16 protein-coding genes and 1 tRNA gene are annotated in these 19,859 nt (G+C 76.8%); 13 read left to right on the top strand and 4 right to left on the bottom strand.

Going from position 1 to position 19,859, the window contains the following annotated elements; genetic code table 11:
* Nucleotides 1-68 precede the first annotated feature (68 nt).
* A complete protein-coding gene (locus ACI8AC_RS10715; protein WP_456897748.1) occupies nt 69-1,046 on the bottom strand; it encodes a type IV toxin-antitoxin system AbiEi family antitoxin domain-containing protein in 978 nt (325 codons plus the stop codon).
* Nucleotides 1,047-1,407: 361 nt separating this feature from the next.
* Here ACI8AC_RS10715 and ACI8AC_RS10720 point away from each other — a divergent pair, with 361 nt between their 5' ends.
* The 3 genes from ACI8AC_RS10720 to ACI8AC_RS10730 all read left to right on the top strand — a co-directional run bounded on the left by ACI8AC_RS10720 (nt 1,408) and on the right by ACI8AC_RS10730 (nt 6,103).
* Entirely contained in the window at nt 1,408-3,696 is a 2,289-nt protein-coding gene (locus tag ACI8AC_RS10720) for a heterodisulfide reductase-related iron-sulfur binding cluster (RefSeq protein WP_456897749.1), read from the top strand.
* A 103-nt stretch (nt 3,697-3,799) separates the two neighbouring features.
* The gene (locus tag ACI8AC_RS10725; RefSeq protein ID WP_456897750.1) at nt 3,800-4,765 is read left to right on the top strand and encodes a DUF389 domain-containing protein; all 966 of its coding nucleotides are present in this window, start codon (nt 3,800-3,802) and stop codon (nt 4,763-4,765) included.
* Between the two features lie 66 nt (nt 4,766-4,831).
* Complete coding sequence (locus tag ACI8AC_RS10730; protein WP_456897751.1) at nt 4,832-6,103, top strand: MFS transporter; 1,272 nt, start codon at nt 4,832-4,834, stop codon at nt 6,101-6,103.
* Here ACI8AC_RS10730 and dcd read toward each other — a convergent pair.
* A complete protein-coding gene (dcd, locus tag ACI8AC_RS10735) occupies nt 6,069-7,712 on the bottom strand; it encodes a dCTP deaminase (protein WP_456897752.1) in 1,644 nt (547 codons plus the stop codon). The two genes, ACI8AC_RS10730 and dcd, sit on opposite strands and share 35 nt — an antisense overlap.
* Nucleotides 7,713-7,866: 154 nt before the next feature.
* Between dcd and ACI8AC_RS10740 the strand changes: the two genes are divergently transcribed.
* From ACI8AC_RS10740 to ACI8AC_RS10785, 10 genes are all read left to right on the top strand, one after another.
* Complete coding sequence (locus ACI8AC_RS10740) at nt 7,867-8,442, top strand: PAS domain-containing protein (protein WP_456897753.1); 576 nt, start codon at nt 7,867-7,869, stop codon at nt 8,440-8,442.
* 1 nt (nt 8,443) lies between these two features.
* Complete coding sequence (locus ACI8AC_RS10745; RefSeq protein ID WP_456897754.1) at nt 8,444-9,400, top strand: methyl-accepting chemotaxis protein; 957 nt, start codon at nt 8,444-8,446, stop codon at nt 9,398-9,400.
* Nucleotides 9,401-9,504: 104 nt separating this feature from the next.
* Entirely contained in the window at nt 9,505-12,177 is a 2,673-nt protein-coding gene (locus tag ACI8AC_RS10750; protein ID WP_456897755.1) for an ATP-binding protein, read from the top strand.
* A 70-nt stretch (nt 12,178-12,247) separates the two neighbouring features.
* Entirely contained in the window at nt 12,248-13,585 is a 1,338-nt protein-coding gene (locus tag ACI8AC_RS10755) for a phosphotransferase family protein (protein WP_456897756.1), read from the top strand.
* Between the two features lie 18 nt (nt 13,586-13,603).
* Nucleotides 13,604-13,674 (top strand) — tRNA-Gly (locus ACI8AC_RS10760).
* Nucleotides 13,675-13,774: 100 nt separating this feature from the next.
* Nucleotides 13,775-14,158: an ArsR/SmtB family transcription factor gene (locus tag ACI8AC_RS10765; RefSeq protein WP_456897757.1), complete on the top strand. Its 384-nt coding sequence runs from the start codon at nt 13,775-13,777 to the stop codon at nt 14,156-14,158.
* Entirely contained in the window at nt 14,155-14,907 is a 753-nt protein-coding gene (locus ACI8AC_RS10770) for a cation diffusion facilitator family transporter (RefSeq protein WP_456897758.1), read from the top strand. Before ACI8AC_RS10765 ends, ACI8AC_RS10770 begins: the two co-directional genes overlap by 4 nt.
* Nucleotides 14,904-15,707, top strand: coding sequence for a putative protein N(5)-glutamine methyltransferase (locus ACI8AC_RS10775; protein WP_456897759.1), 804 nt, complete (start codon nt 14,904-14,906; stop codon nt 15,705-15,707). The genes ACI8AC_RS10770 and ACI8AC_RS10775 overlap by 4 nt, the downstream gene beginning before the upstream one ends.
* Before the next feature lie 112 nt (nt 15,708-15,819).
* On the top strand, nt 15,820-16,320 hold the full coding sequence (locus ACI8AC_RS10780) for a universal stress protein (protein WP_456897760.1): 501 nt from the start codon (nt 15,820-15,822) through the stop codon (nt 16,318-16,320).
* Between the two features lie 131 nt (nt 16,321-16,451).
* Nucleotides 16,452-18,044 carry a GAF domain-containing protein gene (locus tag ACI8AC_RS10785; protein WP_456897761.1) on the top strand — a complete coding sequence of 531 codons (1,593 nt, stop codon included), beginning with the start codon at nt 16,452-16,454 and terminating at the stop codon, nt 18,042-18,044.
* On the opposite strand, the gene ACI8AC_RS10790 is transcribed toward ACI8AC_RS10785, so the two are convergent.
* Both ACI8AC_RS10790 and ACI8AC_RS10795 read right to left on the bottom strand, forming a co-directional pair.
* Nucleotides 18,041-18,703: a response regulator gene (locus ACI8AC_RS10790; RefSeq protein WP_456897762.1), complete on the bottom strand. Its 663-nt coding sequence runs from the start codon at nt 18,701-18,703 to the stop codon at nt 18,041-18,043. The two genes, ACI8AC_RS10785 and ACI8AC_RS10790, sit on opposite strands and share 4 nt — an antisense overlap.
* A gap of 80 nt (nt 18,704-18,783) precedes the next feature.
* The gene (locus tag ACI8AC_RS10795) at nt 18,784-19,812 is read right to left on the bottom strand and encodes a type III polyketide synthase (RefSeq protein WP_456897763.1); all 1,029 of its coding nucleotides are present in this window, start codon (nt 19,810-19,812) and stop codon (nt 18,784-18,786) included.
* Nucleotides 19,813-19,859: the final 47 nt, after the last annotated feature.

The following is a 19,859-nucleotide window of genomic DNA, read 5'->3' on the forward strand; positions in this document are numbered from 1 at the left end:
CGGTCCTGGCTCACGACCGGTGGTGAGCCAGGACCCGAAAGGGTGAGCCAGGACGGCGGATGGGCGCTTCACGCGCTCCGCGGCTCCCGTTCCTCCATCGGCACCGCCGTGAACCGCCGTGGACCCAGGAACGGGGTGGCGAGGAGCGCCGTCAGCCGCTCCTCGACGCGCGGCCAGGCCGGGCCGAGGTCCGCGTTGGCGATCCGCACCACCCGGATGTCCAGCGCGCGCAGCGCGTCCTCGCGCCGCTTCTCCTCCCAGACCACCCGGGCCGGCGATCGACCGTCGCGGGGCGCCTCGTACTTCACCAGACCGTCGAACTCGACGGCCACCGCCGCCTCCTCGTACCACCCGTCGACCCGGCCGACGAAGCCGTGCCGGTCGTGGATCTCCACCTGCAGGTCGGGCGCGGGCAACCCGGAGCCGAGGATGCGCAGGCGGCCCCGCGTCTCGAGCGGCGACTCGGCCCGGCCGTCGGCCAGCCCGGCCGCGCGCGCCGCACCACCGATGCCGAGCCAGTGCGTCTGCGCCAGCACGGCCGCCCTCAGCTCCTCGGCACCCAGCAGCCGGCGGTGGATGGCGTCGTCCATGGCGACGACGGCATCCTCGAGCGCCCACTGGCGCGCGCAGTCGACGAGGGTCCGGGCGGGCGCGGTCACCCGGAACGGGCCGAGGGGACGGACGGAGCCCTGCGGCAGGGAGGCCCGGGTGACCTCGTACCCGCGGCCGCGCCGCCACTGGGCCTCGTCGGTGAGCCGCACGTGGTCATCGGGGGATCCCGGGACCACGAGCCCGAGGACGCGGGCCGCGGAGGCGTGGCTGACGGCGGGGCCGGGTGCCAACCGCACGAGGACGGCGGCGCAGGCCAGGCGGTGCTGCGCCCCCGGATCCCCCGCGACCGCGTCGACGGCGGCCCGGTCGGCGTAGACCCCTCGGCGCAACCGGACCCGACGACCGCGGGCGACGAGCCCGCCGACGTCCTCCCGTGCGTAGCCGGCCGCGACGGCCTCCGCGGCGGTGAAGACGCCGAAGCGGGACTCGGCCACGGCCCTGAGTGTCGGGTGCACCAGGCCAGCGTCCGGCCCGGGGCCGGGCGGCGGGGCCCGCCGAGGACCTCTGTGGACAACCGCCGTCCGGGCTCACCGTTGCCGGTCCTGGCTCAGCACCGGTGGTGAGCCAGGACCGGCGACGACCAGGTGACCTGATCGTCGTCCGGGGCGGCCGGTCGCGGCGCCGACGTCTTCGGTTACCGGCGAGTAGCCTCCTGGCCCGACAGCTATCGTGCGACGCGTGCGGGCACCGGTGCCCGCCGCGGCCCGTCCCCGGCCCCGAGCCGGCGCGGGCACACCCGTCGTCCCGGCGGGCGGGGAGTCAACGGACGCCGGGCGGCGTCCGGGAGGGAAGTCGATGGGCCCCTTGCAGATCGTCCTCGGGACGATCAGCGTCCTGTTCCTGGTGGTCTCGGTCGTCATGGTGTACCGGGCGGTCCGGGCCATGATCCGCATCATCCGCACCGGGCAACCCGACGGGACGCGCTCCGGTCCCGTCGGCCCGCGCCTGAAGACGCTCGTCGTGGAGTCCCTCGGGCACACCCGGATGCTCAAGTGGTCGGCGATCGGCGTCGCCCACTGGTTCGTCTTCGTCGGCTTCTACGGCCTGTTCCTCACCCTGGTCGAGGCCTTCGGCGAGGTGTGGGACCCGGCGTTCCACCTGCCGCTGATCGGCAGCTGGGGCATCTGGAGCCTGTTCGTCGACGTCATCGGCACCGGCACGGTGCTCGGCATCATCTACCTGATCATCCGGCGCCAGCTCGACCACCCGCGCCGCCAGGGCCGCAGCAGCCGCTTCGCCGGCTCCAACGAGGGCCGCGGCTACTTCGTCGAGGCGATCGTCCTCATCGTCGGCCTGTGCATCCTCGGCATCCGCGCCGCGAAGATCGCCGCCGGCCTCGACGACGCCCCCGCGTGGTCGCACCCGGTCTCCGGCCTGCTGGCCAACCTCCTGCCCGCCTCCCCCGACCTGGTCAGCGTCATCGCGTTCGTCAAGATCGTCGCGTCGCTGGTCTGGCTGGTCGTCGTCAGCCGGCTGCTGAACATGGGCGTGGCCTGGCACCGGTTCAGCGCCTTCTTCAACATCTACTTCAAGCGCGAGGACGACGGCCGGGTGGCGCTCGGCCCGCTGCAGCCGATGACCTCCGGCGGCGAGCCGATCGACTTCGAGGACCCCGACGAGGACGCGATCTTCGGCCGCGGCAAGATCGAGGACTTCACCTGGAAGGGGATGCTGGACTTCACCACCTGCACCGAGTGCGGGCGGTGCCAGAGCCAGTGCCCGGCGTGGAACACCGGCAAGCCGCTGAGCCCCAAGATGGTGATCATGGACCTGCGGGACCACCTCTACGCCAAGGCCCCGTACCTGCTCGGCGAGAAGACGGCCAGCGAGTCCGCCCCCGACTACGACGTCCTCAAGCCCAGCGACGAGCAGGTCTGGGCCTCCGGCTACGCCCGCATCGAGGGCACCAACGACGCCCAGGCCCACCGCCCGCTGGTCGGCACCCTCGAGGAGGGCGGGGTCATCGACCCCGACGTCCTGTGGAGCTGCACCAACTGCGGCGCCTGCGTCGAGCAGTGCCCGGTCGACATCGAGCACGTCGACCACATCGAGGACATGCGCCGCTACCAGGTGCTCATCGAGTCCAACTTCCCCTCCGAGGCCGGCGTGATGCTGCGCAACCTGGAGAACCGCGGCAACCCGTGGGGCGTGCAGGCCGGCACCCGCGAGGACTGGATGAAGGAGCTGGACTTCGAGGTCCGGCAGGCCGACGGCCCGCTGCCCTACGACGTCGAGTACCTGTTCTGGGTCGGCTGCGCCGGCGCCATCGACGACCGCGCCAAGAAGGTCACCAAGGCCGTCGCCGAGCTGCTGCACACCGCGGGCGTCGAGTTCGCCGTCCTCGGCTCCGGGGAGACCTGCTCCGGTGACCCGGCGCGGCGCATGGGCAACGAGTTCGTCTTCCAGATGCTCGCCCAGGAGAACGTCGAGACGCTCAACGGCGTCTTCGAGGGCCGGGTGCCGGGGATGCGCAAGATCGTGGCCACCTGCCCGCACTGCTTCAACAGCCTCGGCCGGGAGTACCCGCAGCTCGGCGGCCACTACGAGGTGGTGCACCACACCCAGCTGCTGGGCAAGCTGGTCGAGGAGGGCCGGCTCACCCCGGTGACCCCGGTCGACCGCAAGGTCACCTACCACGACCCGTGCTTCCTCGGCCGGCACAACAAGGTCTACACGCCGCCGCGGGAGATCCTCGACTCCGTGCAGGGCCTGGACAAGCAGGAGATGCACCGCTGCGGGGACCGCGGCTTCTGCTGCGGCGCCGGCGGGGCCCGGATGTGGATGGAGGAGAAGATCGGCAAGCGGATCAACATGGAGCGCACCGAGGAGGCGCTCTCCCTGGATCCCGACCTGATCTCCACCGCCTGCCCGTTCTGCATCACGATGCTGTCGGACGCCCTGACCACCAAGAAGCAGAACGGCGAGGCCGGCGAGCACGTCGAGGTGCTCGACGTCAGCCAGATCCTGCTGCGCTCGCTGGCACCGGCCGGCGCGCCGGGCACCGAGCCCGGCGCCGACGTGGGCCGCAAGGCCGACGACGTGGCCGGCACCGGCTCGGCGGCCACGGAGCACGGCCCCGCGTAGGCGGACGGCCGGCGGCCGGCCCCCACGAGGCCGCGGAACCACGACGGCGCGTGTCCCGACCCGGGACGCGCGCCGTCGCCGTCCCGGGCGGTAGAACACCCCGGTGCTGCTGCACCTGCGGGTCACCGTGCCCCCCGACCGCACCGCCGCGGTGCGGGAGCTGTTCGCCGCGTGCCCGGGCACCGCGCACGTGGCGGTGTTCCCCGGCGCCTCGCTGGCCCCGCCGGGCGACCTGGTGCTCGCCGACGTCGCCCGCGAGTCCGCCGACGAGCTGGTCGCCTGCCTGCGCCGGCTGCACGTCGACCGGGACGGCGGGATCACGATGGAGGCCGTGGACGCGGCCGTCTCGGCCGCCGCGGAGGAGGCCGAGCGGCGGGCGCCCGGGGACGGCACGGACGCCGTGGTCTGGGAGCAGGTGGTGCGGACGACGGACGCCGAGTCCTCGCTGTCGGCCTCCTACCTGGCCTTCCTCACCATCGCCACGCTGCTGGCGGCGGTCGCCATCGTCAACGACTCGGCCGTCCTGGTGATCGGCGCGATGGTGCTCGGCCCGGAGTTCGCGCCCCTGGCCGCGCTCGCGGTCGCCGTCGTCCACCGGCGGCGCTCCATCGCCCGCCGGGCGGCCGTGTCGCTGGCCGTGGGGTTCGCCGTCGCCATCGGGGTCACGACCCTCGTCGCCGTCGCCGGGCGGCTGCTGGGCTGGTTCGGGACGGAGGTGCTCACGATGCCGCGCCCGGCCACCGGGTTCATCACCGCGCCGGACCGCTGGTCGGTCGTCGTCGCCGTGCTGGCCGGGGTGGCCGGCGTCCTGTCGCTGACCTCGGCGAAGAGCGGCGCGCTCGTCGGCGTCTTCATCTCGGTGACCACGGTGCCGGCCGCGGCCGACATGGCGGTGGCGATCGCGCTCGGCGGGGGCACCGAGTTCGCCCGCGCGGCCACCCAGCTCGGCATCAACCTGGCGGGCATCCTGCTGGCGGCGCTGGCCACGCTGGCGGTCCAGCGGGCGGTGTGGCGGCGGGTGCCCCGGTCGGCGCCCCGGGTGGAGCAGGTGCAGCCCACCGGGCACTGAGCAGGTCGTTGCCCAGTGAAACGACCCGGCTGCAGGAGGCCCCCGGCGGGGGTGGACCATCGTCCGGTGACCTCTCCCGCCGGCCCGGCCCGCGGCCAGGGCCTGGTGCTCATCGGCACCGCGATCGTGCTGACCGGCTTCAACCTGCGGACGGCGGTCAACAGCATCGGCCCGGTCCTCGAGGAGCTCGAGGCCGGGCTGGGCATCTCCAGCGGCCTGGCCGGGCTGGTCACCACGATGCCGGTGCTCTGCTTCGCCGCGATCGGGTTCGCCGGGCCGCCGCTGGCCGCCCGCTACCGCGACGGGCACGTGCTGGCCGGAGCGCTGCTGACCATGACCGCGGGGCTGCTGGTGCGCGCGGCCGCCGACGCGTTCTGGCTGTTCCTCGTCGGCACGGTGCTGGCCATGGTCGGCGGGGCGCTGGGGAACGTGCTCCTGCCGGGCCTGGTGCGGCGGCACTTCCCCGGCCGGACCGGCCTGCTCGTCGGCGCCTACGGGGTCGCCATGGCCGCCGGCGGCGCGGTCGCGGGCATCGCCGCGGCGCCGGTCGCGGCCGCGGTCGGCGAGGGCGGCTGGCGCTGGGCCCTGGGCATCTGGGCGGTGCCGGCGCTGCTGGCCGCCGTCCCGTGGCTGGCCGTCCCCGCCCGCCGCGGGCGGCCACCGGCGACCTCGGACGCCGTCCGCATGCGCAGCCTCACCCGCAGCCCGACGGCGGTGGCGATGGCGGTCTTCTTCGGCGTCCAGGCGATGCAGGCCTACGTGATCATCGGCTGGACGCCGCAGTACCTCCGCGACGCCGGGCTGTCCGCGGCCGCCGCCGGCGTGCTGCTCGGCGTCAACACCGTCGTGGTGATCCCGCTCAACGCCGTCGTCCCGGCGCTCACCGTGCGGCCGCACCTGCAGCGGCCGCTGCTGGTGGCGTTCATGGCCTGCTACGTGGCGGGCTGGAGCGGGCTCGCGGTGGCCCCGCGCACGGTCCCCTGGCTGTGGATGGGCCTGCTCGCCCTGGGCATGGGCACCTTCGCGATGGTGCTCACCCTCATCGGCCTGCGGGCGCGCACACCGGAGACCACGGCCGCGCTGTCCACCGTCGTCCAGGGCTGGGGCTACGTGCTGGCGGGGGCCGGGCCGCTCCTCGTCGGCGTGCTCCGGGGCAGCTCGGGGGACTACACCGGCATGTTCGTCATCGCCCTCACCGGCGTGGCGGTCCTGGCCGCCAGCGGCTGGGTGGTGACCCGCGAGCGGTTCGTGGAGGACGAGCTGCCCGGCGCGGCCCCCGCGGTGGACCGGGGGCCGGCCGGCCTCACGGTGCCGGGCGCCGCGTCTCCGCGCGGGTGAAGTTCCGGAACGAGCGGGACGGCGTCGGCCCGCGCTGGTCCTGGTACCGGGAGCCGTAGACCGCCGAGCCGTAGGGGTGCTCGGCCGGGCCGGTGAGCCGGAACAGGCACAGCTGGCCGATCTTCATGCCCGGCCAGAGCGTGATCGGCAGGTTCGCCACGTTGGACAGCTCGAGGGTGATGTGCCCGCTGAACCCGGGGTCCACGAACCCCGCCGTCGAGTGCGTGAGCAGCCCCAGCCGGCCCAGGGACGAGTTGTGCGTCGGCACGTACGCGTCCCCGACCAGGAACATGCCGCTGGGCGCCGACACCTGTATGCACCGGACTGGCACGGTCGGTACCTCCCGGACGGCGCGGATCGAGCGGTTCTCGTGGCCGCGGTCGTCCGTCCTCAGCCGGGCCAGCTTCCGGGCCAGCCGGAAGACGGGGACCCGGCGGGGGGTGAACTCCACCTGGAAGGCCGGGCCGCAGTCGATCCCGTGCAGCAGTGCCCGCTTCTTCCGGCGCGTGGGCCGGAGGCCGAGGCTCGCCGCGAGCTCGAACACCGCCCACGCGAGGTCCTCCCGCGTGTTGGTGAACTCGCAGCGGCCCCGGTCGTCGACGTACCCGTCGGAGTCCATGAGGCCCTGGAGCAGGGCCAGCCGCTGCGCCACGTCGCCGATCAGGTACGCCGGGGGCACGTGCTCGTCCCCCAGCACACCCAGCGCACGGAGGTGGCTGCTCAGCGACCCGTTGCCGCCGAAGCGGCCGCCGGCGCCGGGCCGGTGCGCGTGCCCGTCGCCGCGGACGTCGCCTCCGAGCCGGTACGCCGACGGGGCCGTCGCCGGCCACACCGCGTACCCGGCGGCGCAGAAGTGGTCGAGGACCTCCTCGTCCCCCGCGCCGACGGTGATCTCCCCCTTCGTGCTGGTGCCGTCACCGAGCCAGTAACCGAGGACGTAGGGGTCGACCGGCAGGTCGGCCGTCGGGTACCGCGCGGCACCGGCGAGCGCGACCTGGTGGTTGAACTCCCCGCCGACCCGGAGGGTGCGGGCGATCTCGTCCGTCGTCCGTGCCGTCGCACGCCGCGGCCGGCCGGGCCGGCGGCCCGCCCTGGTCACGGTGACCCACAGGTGGGAGGCATCGGCGGTGAACGTCGACCCGTCGCTGAACTCTACCTCCCGGCACGGCCGCCCGAGCATCACCTCGGTGGCGGCGACGACCCGGCACGGCACCCCGCGCTCGTCGAACACCTCGTCACCGACCGCGAGCTCGCCCATCGTCGTCCAGCCCCGCGGGGTCGGGACCCAGGTCGTGAGCGCGAGCGCCTTGCCCTCCAGCCTCGCGGCGAGGTCGTCGGGGATGCTGACGACCTCCAGCGTGGACCCGAGCACGAACTCGCCCGGGTGCAGCACGAACGGGCCGTCGCCCTCGGTCTCCACCGGCGTGGTGAGGTCGTCCTGCTGGACCGCGGGGTCGATGTGCGTGTACCGGGCGTTGTTGAAGACCCGGAAGAACCGGTCCAGCCGGACGTCGATGCTGGAGGGCTGCACCAGCGCCGCGTCGTAGGGCTCGATCCCGAGGCGGCCCTCGGCGATGGCGGCCGTGATGTCGCGGTCGGACAGCAGCATGCGCGGGAGTCTAGGGACGGCCGGCGGGTCGGAGGTCCCGGGACCTCGGTCCCCGATGCGGTCGATCCGGTCGCGTCCGACCGGTCACGGCTGGAGTCGGGGCCCGCGCTGCCGATGGGAACCGGACGACACCGTCCGATCCCCGGAGGGACCCGTGCTGGACACCCGGCCGGCCGTGCGCAGACACGGCGCCCCGCGCACCACCCGACCCACCGGCGAGGAGCGGACCTTAGCCCCGGACGAGCTGATCGTCTCCAAGACCGACCCCCGGGGCGTCATCACCTACGCCAACGACGTGTTCCTGCGGGTGAGCGGCTACTCCCTCGACGAGGTCATCGGGCGGCCGCACAGCATGATCCGCCACCCGGCGATGCCGCGGGCGGTGTTCGGCCTGCTGTGGTCCACCCTGGCGGAGGGCCGCGAGCTGTTCGCCTACATCGACAACCTGGCCTCCGACGGCGCGCACTACTGGGTGCTGGCGCACGTCACGCCGTCCTACGGGCCCGACGGCCGGGTGGTCGGCTACCACTCCAGCCGCCGCCGCCCCTCCCCCGGCGCCGTCCGCCGGATCACCCCGCTGTACGAGCAGCTCCTCGCCGAGGAGCGCCGGCACCCCAGCGCCCGGGCCGCGGTCGCCGCGTCGTCGGGGCTGATGGCCGAGCTCGTCGCGGCGCAGGCCCGCTCGTACGAGGAGTTCGTCTGGTCGCTCATCAGCAGCGAGGAGGGCTGACATGGGGTTCCGCACCCGCGGCGAGCGCAGCGACGCCGAGGAGCTGGCGGTCTACCGGGCCTTCGTCGCCCAGCTGACGCAGACCTGCGACGCCGCCGCCCGCGGTGACCTGGAGGCGCGCAGCCGGCCCACGGCAGGGGTGGACGGCGTCCCGGAGCTGCGGGCCCTGGGCGACAGCGTCAACCGCGTGCTCGACGTCTCCGACGCGTTCGTCCGCGAGTCCTCGGCCGCCCTGGCGTCGGCCGCGCAGGGGCGGTTCCACCGGCGGGTGCTGCTGACCGGGCTGTCGGGCGCCTTCCGCACGGGCGCCACCGAGATCAACGTGGCCCGGGACGCGATGCGCGAGACCGCCGGCCGGGTCACCGAGGCCCAGGCCGCCCGGCTGGCGCTGGCCGACGAGTTCGAGTCCGTCGTCCTGGCCATGTCCGAGCAGGTCGCCGCCGCGGCCACCGAGCTCAGCGCGACCGCGGCCGGGCTGACCACCGCCGGCGGCGCCGCCACGACCGAGGTGGACAACGCCCAGGGCACCATCGCCGGGCTGACCCGCTCGTCGGAGGAGATCCAGCAGATCATCGCGCTCATCGACGCGATCGCCGCGCAGACCCGGCTGCTGGCGCTGAACGCGACCATCGAGGCGGCGCGGGCCGGGAACGCCGGAAAGGGCTTCGCCGTCGTCGCCTCGGAGGTCAAGGACCTCGCCGACCAGACCGGCCGGGCCACCGAGCGGGTGACCGCGCAGGTCGAGCAGATCCGGCAGGCCTGCGAGGGCGTGGCCGACGTCATGAGCACCGTCGGCGGCACCGTCTCGGAGATGAACGGCCTCGTCGAGGGCATCGCCGCCGCCGTGGACGGCGGGGTCGCCACCGACGCGGTCGGCGCCGACGCCCGGGGCTTGTCGCAGATGGCCGAGCGGCTGCGGGCGGAGGCCACCGGGTTCCTCGCCGGGATGCGCCGCTGACCCGGGGTAGCGTTCGTCCCGGTGGGCGGCACGCCCGGCCACCGGGGCACGCGCCCGGCGCGGTCCCGACGGGGGCGCCGGACGGGGCGGGAGGTGCGCGAGGGGTGGCAGGGGACGGCCCGGCCGCGGCGGACCTGTTCGCCCACGGCGGGGAGACCGGCCGGCTGATGGCCGCCACCGACTGGGCGGCCAGCCCGGTGGGCCCCGTCGACGGCTGGCCCTCGAGCCTGCGGCACGCCGTCCGCACCGTGCTGGCCTCGCGGTTCCCGATGATCCTGGCCTGGGGCCCGGGCTACACCCAGTTCTACAACGACGCCTACGCCACCCTGATCGGCGCCAAGCACCCGGGCGCCATCGGCGCGGACCTGCGGGTGACCCTGGCCGAGGGCTGGGCGGCCCTGCAGCAGCCGGTCGAGCACGCGATGACCGCCCGCGAGGCGTCGTGGATCCCCCGCCTGCTGCTCCTGCTCGAGCGCGCCGGGTACCGCGAGGAGACCTGGTTCACCGTCTCGCACTCCCCGGCCTCCGGGGACGACGGCCGGGTGGCCGGCATGCTCGCCGTCTGCACCGAGGTGACCGGCCAGGTGCTCGCCGAGCGCCGCCAGCGGCTGCTGCACGACGTCGCCACGGCCGCGGCACGGCTGGACGGCGAGGTCCCGACGGTGACCGCGATGACCGCCGCGCTGGCCGCGGCCCCCGCGGACGTGCCCGTCGCCGCCGTCTACCTCTGCCCGCCCGGCGGGGGCCGGCTCGAGCGCGTGGCCGTCGCCGGGTGCGAGCCCGGGGCGCTGCCCGCCGCGGCCGGGGACCCCGGCGAGCTGCTCGGCCCGCTGCGCGGGCTGGGGGCGACCGGCGGCCCGTGGGGCGACCCGGTGACCGACGCGGTCGCCCTGCCGCTGCACGGCGGCGGGGGCGACCTGCTGGGCACCCTCGTGGTCGGCGTCAACCCCAACCGCGCGCTGGACCAGGACCACCGCGCGTTCCACGAGCTGCTGGCCGGGCAGATCGCGGCCGCGGTCCGCAACGCCCGGGCCTACGCCGCCGAGCGGGCGCGCGCGGAGTCGCTGGCCGAGCTCGACCGCGCCAAGACGGCGTTCTTCGCCGACGTCAGCCACGAGCTGCGCACCCCGCTGACCCTGCTGCTCGCGCCGATCGCCGACGCGCTCGCCGACCCCGCCGCCGAGCTCCCCGCGGCGGTGCAGGAGCAGCTCACCCTCGCCCACCGCAACGGGCAGCGGCTGCGCCGGCTCGTCGACGACCTGCTCGAGTTCGTCAGCATCGAGGCCGGGCGCACCGCGGCGGTCCGGGTGGTCACCGACGTCTCCGCGCTGACCACCGAGCTCGCCGGCGTGGTGCGCGCCGCCGCCGAACGGGCCGGGCTGCGGCTGACCGTCGACTGCCCGCCGCTGGACCGGCCGGCCGCCGTGGACCCGGCCATGTGGGAGAAGATCGTCCTCAACCTCCTCGCCAACGCGCTGAAGTTCACCTTCGTCGGCGGCATCGACGTCTCGCTGCGCCGGGAGGGTGGCGAGCTGGTCCTGCGCGTGGCCGACACCGGCGTGGGCATCCCCGCGGCGGAGCTCCCGCGCCTGTTCGAGCGCTTCCACCGGGTCCCCGGCCAGGCCGCCCGCAGCCGCGAGGGCACCGGTCTCGGCCTGGCGCTGGTGCACGACCTCGCCGGCCTGCACGGCGGGACGGTCGCGGTCGGCAGCGAGCCCGGCCGCGGCAGCACCTTCACCGTCCGGTTGCCGCTCGGCCGGCCCGACGCCGAGCCGGCACCTCCGGCCGCCTCCCCCGAGGTCCGCGCCGGGGCGGCCCTCGCCCCGTGGGACGACGACCTGCCGGGCCCCACCGCGCCGGCGTCCCCGCGGGACCCGGGCACCCGGGTGCTGGTCGTCGACGACAACGCCGACATGCGGACCTACCTGACCCGGTTGCTCTCCCCGCTGTGGACGGTGCAGACCGCGCCGGACGGGCAGGCGGCGCTGCGCGCGGTGGCGGCCGCGGCCCCGGACGTCGTCCTGACCGACGTGATGATGCCCGGGCTCGACGGCTTCGGGCTGCTGCAGGCGCTGCGCCGGGACCCCGCGACGCGCGGCATCCCGGTCGTGATGCTCACCGCGCGCGCCGGCCAGGAGGCCGCCGTGGAGGGCTTCGACGCCGGCGTCGACGACTACCTGGCCAAGCCGTTCGAGTCGGCGGAGCTGGTGGCCCGGCTGCGGGCGGTCCTCGACCGGGCCTCGGGGGCCGCGCGGGCACCGGCCCGCGCGGCAGCGCCCCACCCCGCGGCACCCGACCCGGCCGGGCCCGCCCCGGCCCCGCGGGAGCCCCGCCGCGGGGCACCCGCGCCCGTCACCGCGCGCCCGGCGGGGGAGCCCGGTCCGGCCCCCGCCCGCGGCGCCGGGCCGCAGCGCGCGCGCTGGCGGCTGCCGGCCGCCGCCACCGCGGTCCCGGTGCTGCGCCGCCGCCTGCAGGCCTTGTTCGCCGCCGCCGGCCTGCACCCCGACCAGGCCTACGACCTGGTGCTGGCCGCCTGCGAGGCCCTGACCAACGCCGTGGAGCACGCCCAGGACCCCACCGAGCCCTTCGTCGAGGTCGCGGTGGACGTCAGCGGTGGCCGGGTCGAGATCACCGTGCGCGACTCCGGCCGCTGGCGGGAACGGGTGCCGAGCATGGACCGCGGCCGGGGATCGGTGCTGATGAGCGCGGTCGCCGAGGTGACCGCCGTCCCGAGCCCCACCGGCACCACGGTGCGGCTGGTCGCGCGGACCGGCTGAGCCGGCGGCGATGAGAGGGGCCTCATCCGGCTCTCACCGCGCCCTCCCCCCGGCCGCCCGGCCCGGCGCGGTGCCGTCCCGCCTGCTGCCCCCGCCCGCCGACCCCGCCCTGGCCGAGTCCTGGCCCGCACCGCTGCGGCTGCTCCTGGGCCCCGCGGCCGGCGAGCTGTGGACCGCGGTGCTCGGCCCGCTGGGTGGCGCCCCGGTGGAGCTGCGGGCGACCGGGGTCACCCACCGGCCCGACGGGGCCACGACCGTCCGGTACGCCGCGGAGGTGGCCTGGGCGGGTGGCCGCCGCACCCGGGAGGCGCTGGCCGCCACGACCGGCCGCGCGGTGCCGCCCGGTGCGGCGGTGGTGGAGGGGGAGGTGGACGGGAGCAGCGTTCCGGTGGGGGTCTGGCGGTGGCCGCTCGACCCCGCCCTGCCCGGCCTGGCCTGGGCGGTGTCGGCGTCCGCGGCGGCGGGCCGGCTCGCGGGGCTGGGGCTGCCCGTCGGGCGCCCCCGGCTGCGGCTGCGGGCCTACCGCCCGGGCCGGCGGGGCGTGGTCGAGGTCCGGGCGGAGGGCCGACGGCTGTTCCTCAAGGTGGTCCGCCCCGACGCCGTCGAGCGGCTGGCCGGGCGGCACGCGCTGCTGGCCGGGGCGGTGCCCGTGCCGCCGGTGCTGGCGGCGACCGACGACGGCGTCGTCGTGCTCCCGGCCCTGCCCGGGACGACGCTGCGCGAGCTCCTGCGCGGCGACGGGGCGGGGCTGCCCGCCCCCGCGGCGCTGGAGGCGGTCCTCGACGCGCTGCCGCGGGCCCTCGCCCGGCCGGCGGCCGGGTCCGGGCCGCTCCCCGGGGACGGGCTCGCCCGCGCCGGCGAGCACGCCGCGGTGCTGGGCGCCGTCCTGCCGGCCCTGCGCCCGCGGCTGGCCGGCCTGACCGCCGCCCTGGCGTCCGCACCGCGCGGCGCGCACGCCGCGGTGCCGGTGCACGGCGACTTCCACGAGGCCCAGCTGCTGGTGGACGGCGGCGCGGTGGTCGGCCTGCTGGACGTCGACACCGCCGGCGCCGGGCACCGCGTCGACGACTGGGCCACGCTCCTGGCGCACCTCGCCGTCCTCGATCAGGTGTACCCGGGCGCGCCCGCGGTGCCGGCCTACCGGGACCGCGTGCACGCCGCCGGGCGGGAGCGCTGGCCGGCGGCCGAGCTGCACCCGCGGGTCGCCGCCGTCCTGCTGGGCCTGGCCACCGGGCCGTTCCGGGTGCAGCAGGCCGGGTGGCCGGCGCGCACCGCGGCCCGGCTGGACCTGGCCGAGCGGTGGCTGGCCGCCGCACGAGGGTCCCGGACCGTGCCTACGGGTGCGAGCCGGGTGGGAGGACCCTCATCCGCACCACCCCGTGGACGCCGCCCGGCGGACGCCGGGTAGCATGACCGGAGCAAGCCCGCGGGTGTAGTTCAATGGCAGAACATCAGCTTCCCAAGCTGACAGTGCGAGTTCGATTCTCGTCACCCGCTCCCCTCGACGGCCCGCCCCGGTGGCGGGCCGTTCGTGCGTCCGGGGCCCATCGGCGACGCCCGGCCGGGAACCGACGTCCCCGGTCGCTAGCATCGCCACATGGCGATGAATGACGCCGTGCCGGCCACCGCGCCGCCCGACGCCCTCGACGAGACCGCGGCGCTGTCGGCCGCCGCCTGCATGTTCCGCAGCCTGGGCGACCCCACCCGGCTGGCCATCCTGCGCCACCTGGCGCTCGGCGAGCACCGCGTCGTCGACCTGACCGCGCACCTGGGCCTGGCCCAGTCCACGGTCTCCGCGCACCTGGCCTGCCTGCGCGACTGCGCGCTGGTCACCTCGCGCCCGCAGGGGCGTGCCTCGCTGTGGTCGCTGACCACCGCGCCGGAGCTGCTCGGCGTGCTGGCCGCCGCCGAGCGCCTGCTGGCGGCCACCGGCGACGCGGTCGCGCTCTGCCCGGCGCACGGCGAGGCGGCCCACCCGTGACCGCCCCGCACGCACACCGGGCCCTCCCCGCGGACGAGCGCCGCCGGCTCGGCCGCCGCGCGCAACTGCTCGCCGGGGCGTCGGTCACCTACAACGTCGTGGAGGCCGTCGTCGCCGTGGCCGCCGGGATCGTCGCCGGGTCGGTCGCGCTGATCGGGTTCGGGCTGGACTCGGTCGTCGAGGTGTCGAGCGGGCTGGTCGTCCTCTGGCAGTTCCGCCACCGGCTGCCCGAGAGCCGCGAACGGCGGGCCCTCCGGCTCATGGCCGTCTCCTTCGCCGTGCTGGCCGCCTACGTCACGGTGGAGTCGGTGCGGGCCCTGCTCTCGGGCGGGGACCCGGACCCCTCCCCGGTCGGCATCGGCCTGGCGATCGCCTCGCTGGTGGTCATGCCCGTCCTGTCCTGGGCCCAGCGCCGCACCGGCCGGGCGCTCGGCTCCGGGGCCGTCGTCGCCGACGGCACCCAGACGCTGCTGTGCACCTACCTGTCCGCGGTCCTGCTGGCCGGGCTGGTGCTCAACGCCGGCCTCGGCTGGGGCTGGGCGGACCCGGTCGCCGGCCTGGTCATCGCGGCCGTGGCCGCCAAGGAGGCCCGGGAGGCGTGGCGCGGCGAGGGCTGCTGCGCCCCGGCGGCGCCGGGCCGCCCCACCGGCGACGGGTGCGGGTGCGCGGACGGGTGCACCGGCACCTGCTGCACGCCGTCCCCCACGGCCGGGGTCCCGCTCGGGTCGCCCGGCCCGCGGACCCCGTGACCGCACCCGCCGACGAGGAGGCGGCCCTGGCCGCCCGGCTGCGCGCCGCCGGGTGCGTGTTCGCCGAGGAGGAGGCCCGGGCCATCCTCGGCAGCGCCCGCGACGTGCCGGACGCGGTCACGCGGCGGATCGCCGGGGAGCCGCTCGAGACGGTCCTCGGCTGGGCCGAGCTGGCCGGGACGCGGGTGGCGATCGGCACGGGCGTCTTCGTGCCGCGGCGGCGCTCCCGGCTGCTCGTCACGCTGGCGGCCGGGCTGCTGCGGGGGCGGGACGGCGCGGTGGTGGTCGACCTGTGCTGCGGCTCCGGCGCCCTCGGCGCGGCCCTGGCGGCGCGGCTGCCCGTGACGCTGCACGCCGCCGACGTCGACCCCCGAGCGGTGGGCTGGGCGCGCCGGAACCTCGCCCCGCTCGGCGGCCGGGTGCACGAGGGGGATCTCTACGACGCCCTGCCCGGGGACCTGCGGGGCCGGGTGGACGTCCTGCTGGTCAACGCGCCCTACGTACCCACCGCGGAGATCCCCCTCCTGCCCCCCGAGGCCCGCGTGCACGAGCCGTGGGTCGCGCTCGACGGGGGCCCCGACGGCCTGGCCCTGCACCGCCGGGTCGTCGCCGGCGCGCCCCGGTGGCTGGCTCCCGGGGGCACCCTGCTGCTGGAGACCAGCGACCGCCAGGCCACCGCGACCGCCGCCGCCGTCCGGGGCGCGGGGCTGGCCACCCGGGTCGAGCACGACCCGGGCATCGGGGCGACCGTGGTGGCGGGTCACCGAACCGGAGGACGGCGTGATCGGCCAGTGACGTGATGCAACCACGCGCCGCGACCGGTTGCGGAACGGCGTCGGCCGCAACCGGTCGGCGCACGTACCGGGCCCTTGGTCCCTGCCCGGCCCGCCGGAGTACGGGAACGATCACCGCATGAACACGCCGCGCCCCGGGGAAGCGAGCGAGCCCGCGGAGGGGGCCGCGTCGCGCGGGCACCCCCGCCCGCAGCCGGAGCCGGTGCGCCTACCGCTGCTGCCCCGCCGGCAGGCGCCGTCGCTCGTCGTCGAGGTGGACGGCTCGCCGGAGAGCCACCGGGCGCTGGTGTGGGCGCTGCGGGAAGCGGCCCGCCGGGAGGCCACCGTCGTGGCCGCCTGCGTGGTGGAGACCGCCGGTGACGACCCGCTCGCCGGCGGGTCCCGCCGTCCCGACCCCGGCCCGGCGCTGGCCCGGGTGGAGGCGCAGGTGCTGCGCGCCATCGCCGAGACCGGCGTGACCGGGCGGGTCCGCACCGCGCTGGTCGACCGCCCCGTCTTCGACGCCCTCACCGGCACCACCCGGGGGGCCGACCTCGTCGTCGTCGGCGCGCACGGGAAGACCCTGCTGCGGCCGGCGTCCCCGCGGCCGCCCGCCCGACGGCTGGCCCGCGGGGCGTGAGGCCCCGCGACACACCCGGCGACCCCGCGCGCCGACCGGAACCGGCTCCCTCCCCCCGGGCCCTGACCCCGCCCGACCTCCCCGGCACCGGCACGCCCGCCCCCGCGGTCCCCTCGGCGCTGGACGCGGAGGTGCGCGCCACCCCGATCGGGGAGCACCTCAGCGGGACGCTGCACGCGATCGTCCGCGCGGCGGTCGCCGCCGCCGACGCCACCTACGGCGCGTTCGGCGTCCTCACCCCGGACGGCGCGCAGCTGGACCGCTTCGTCGTCGTCGGCATGGACGCGGCCGACCGCGAGCGGATCGGCCGGCTGCCGGTGGGGGACGGGGTCCTCGGCCTGCTGGTCGCCCACCCCGCCCCGCTGCGGCTGGCCGACCTGACCCGCCACCCGGCCGCCGTCGGGTTACCCCCGGGCCACCCGCCGATGCGGTCGTTCCTGGGCGTGCCGGTGCGGGTGCGCTCGGTCGTGTTCGGCCACCTCTACCTGACCGAGAAGCGGGACGGCGGCCCGTTCACCGCGGCCGACGAGCGGGCGGTGTCCGCCCTGGCCGCGGCCGCGGGGCTCGCCATCGAGAACGCCCGGCTGGTCGAGCAGGCCGAGCAGCGGCGGGCGTGGGCCCAGGCCGGCACCGACATCGCGACCGCGCTGCTGTCGGGCACCGACCCCGACACCGTGCTGCGCACGATCGCCGAGCGGGTCGCCACCCTGGCGGCCGCGGACGCCGCGGGGGTGCTGCTGCCCGCGCTCGACGCCGAGGACACGCTCACCGTGGTGGCCGCGGTGGGCACCCTGGCCGAGGACGTCGAGGGGGTGCGGGTCCCCCTGCACGACAGCCAGCTCGGCGAGGCGCACCGGTCCGGCGTCCCCCGGCTGCTGGCGGACGTGAACGCACCCCCGCTCGGGTGGCACCGGGCCGCCGTCATCGGCGAGCTGGCCGCCCGCCACGGGCCGGGCCTGCTCGTCCCGCTCGGGGGCCGCCCGGCGCTGGGGACCGTGGTGGCCCTGCGCCGGCGCGGGGCGGAGCCCTTCCCGCCGGAGACCCTCGGCCTGGCCTCGGCGTTCGCCGCCCAGGCCACGGTGGCGCTGGAGCTCGGGCGCAGCCAGCAGCGGGAGCGCCGGCTGCAGGTCGCCGCCGACCGGGACCGGATCGCCCGGGACCTGCACGACCACGTCGTCCAGCGGATCTTCGCGACCGGGCTGGCGCTGGACCGGATCAGCCGTTCGCTGCAGGACACCGACCCGGGCACGGCGGGTCGGATCGCCGAGCGCGTCGACGAGCTCGACGGCACCATCGCCCGGATCCGCTCCTCGATCTTCGAGCTCGCGGGGGACGTCGACGCCTCACCCGACGCCGTCCGCACCCGGGTGGTCGACGTGGTGCGCTCCATCACCGGCGGGCAGGGCATCCGGCCCGACGTCCGGGTGCGCGGGGACCTCGACGACCTGCCGCCGGCCCTGCTGCCCGACGTGGTGGCGGTCGTCCGGGAGCTGGTCACCAACGTCGTCCGGCACGCCGCGGCGACGCGGGTCGCGGTCACCGTCGAGGTCGACGGCGAGGTGCGCGTCGTGGTCACCGACGACGGCGCGGGCCTGCCGGAGGTCGCCGTCCGCAGCGGGCTGGCCAACCTGGCCGACCGCGCCGAGCGGCACGGCGGGCGGCTCACCACCTCCAGCGGGCCGGCCGCCACGCAGGTGCGGTGGACCGTGCCGCTGCCGCGCTAGGAGCCGTCGGTTCCCCGGTCGCGCAGCTCGGTCGCCAGGATCGCGGCCTGGGTGCGCCGCTCCAACCCCAGCTTGGCCAGCAGGTGGCTGGTGTAGTTCTTGACCGTCTTCTCCGCCAGGCCCATGCGCTCGCCGATCTGCCGGTTGGTCAGCCCCTCGCCGATCAGCCGCAGCACGGTGCGCTCCTGGTCGGTGAGCGCGGCCAGCCGGCGGTCGGGCTCGGGGGGACGGCGGCGCGGCGGTTGCTGCCCGGCGGCCGCCTCGGGGGCGAACAGCGTCCCCCCGGCCGCCACCCGGCGGACGGCGCTGATCAGCGCCTGCCCGCGCACCTGCTTGAGCAGGTACCCCGAGGCCCCGGCGGCCACCGCGGCCGCGACCGCCTCGGGGTCGGGGTAGCTGGTGAGCACCAGGAACCGCGCGCCCGGGACGCGGGCGCGCAGGGCACGGCACACCTCGGCGCCGTCCCCGTCGGGCAGCCGCATGTCGACCACGGTGACGTCCGGGCGGACCGCGGGGACGCGGGCCAGCGCCTCGGCGACCGAGCCGGCCTCCCCGACGACGCGGATCGAGGGGTCCTCCTGGAGCAGGTCGGCCACCCCGCGGCGCACCACCTCGTGGTCGTCGACCAGGAAGACGCGGACGAGTCCGTCGGCCGGCACCGCCCCTCCCGACAGGATGTGACGCAGCTCACAGTGAGGATACCGGGTCCTGGTCCGCGGGGATCAGGACGGCGCGCGGGTCAGGACGGCAGCAGCAGGGCGGTGTAGAGCGTGAGCCCCGGGCCGAAGGCCATGACCACGACCGGCCCGTCGACGTGGGCGAGCTCCTCGAGGACGAGCAGCACGGTCGCCGAGGAGCAGTTGCCGTGCTCGGCCAGGACCCGCCGCGAGGCGGCCATCCGCTCCTCGCCCAGCCCCAGCTCGTCGCGGACCACGTCGAGGATGCGCGGGCCGCCGGGGTGCACCGCCCAGCCGGCGACGTCCTCCACCCGCAGGCCGGCGCCGGTGAGCAGCTGGTCGACGACGTCGCCGACGTGCCGGGAGAGGACGTCGGGCACCCGAGGGGACAACCCCATCCGGAAGCCGAGGTCGGTGACGTCCCAGGTCATGTGGTCGGCGGTGGAGGCGTCGGTCCGGGCCACCACCGCGGCCAGCCGCCGGCCGCGGCGGGCCCCGGGTTCCACCACGACCGCGGCCGCGGCGTCGGAGAACAGCGCGTGCGCCACCACCTGGTCGAGCTCGGCCCGGGCCGGCTGCACGTGCAGGCTGGTCAGCTCGCAGCACAGCAGCACGGCCGGGCGGGACCGGGCCGTCACGAAGTCGCCGACGGCCGAGAGCCCCGGGACGGCGGCGTAGCAGCCCATGTGGCCGACCAGCAGCCGCTGCAGGTCGGCCGGCATGCCGAGGTCGCCGGCCAGGCGGATGTCCAGGCCCGGGGTGGCGTAGCCGGTGCAGGTGGCGACGGCGAAGAGCCCCACCTCGCCGGGGGACAGACCCGCGGCGTCCAACGCCCCGGCGACCGCCTGCTTGCCCAGCGGCAGCGCCTCCTCGACGTAGCGCTGCATCCGCGCGCCGGTGCCCCAGCCGGAGAGGTCCTCGTCGACCGGGTTGGCCACGGCGTGCCGGCGGCGCACCCCGGAGGAGCGGAAGATGCGCCGGGCGGCACGCAGGCCGGCGTAGTGGCCGGCGAAGAAGCCGTCCCAGACGGCGTCCTGGTCGAGCGTCGCCGGCAGCGCGGAACCGGCGCCGGTCACGACGGCGGCGGTCACCGGCGGCCGGGGATCGGGCTCGGCGTCATGCCCCGACGGTACGGGTG

Source organism: Geodermatophilus sp. SYSU D00758, from assembly GCF_054049955.1.

What these genes read in the sequence shown, in the direction of transcription:
- dcd (WP_456897752.1), bottom strand. Translation starts at nt 7,712, where the DNA reads ATGCTGCTGTCCGACCGCGACATCACGGCCGCCATCGCCGAGGGCCGC.
- ACI8AC_RS10720 (WP_456897749.1), top strand. Translation starts at nt 1,408, where the DNA reads ATGGGCCCCTTGCAGATCGTCCTCGGGACGATCAGCGTCCTGTTCCTG.
- ACI8AC_RS10765 (WP_456897757.1), top strand. Translation starts at nt 13,775, where the DNA reads ATGGCGATGAATGACGCCGTGCCGGCCACCGCGCCGCCCGACGCCCTC.
- ACI8AC_RS10745 (WP_456897754.1), top strand. Translation starts at nt 8,444, where the DNA reads ATGGGGTTCCGCACCCGCGGCGAGCGCAGCGACGCCGAGGAGCTGGCG.
- ACI8AC_RS10780 (WP_456897760.1), top strand. Translation starts at nt 15,820, where the DNA reads ATGAACACGCCGCGCCCCGGGGAAGCGAGCGAGCCCGCGGAGGGGGCC.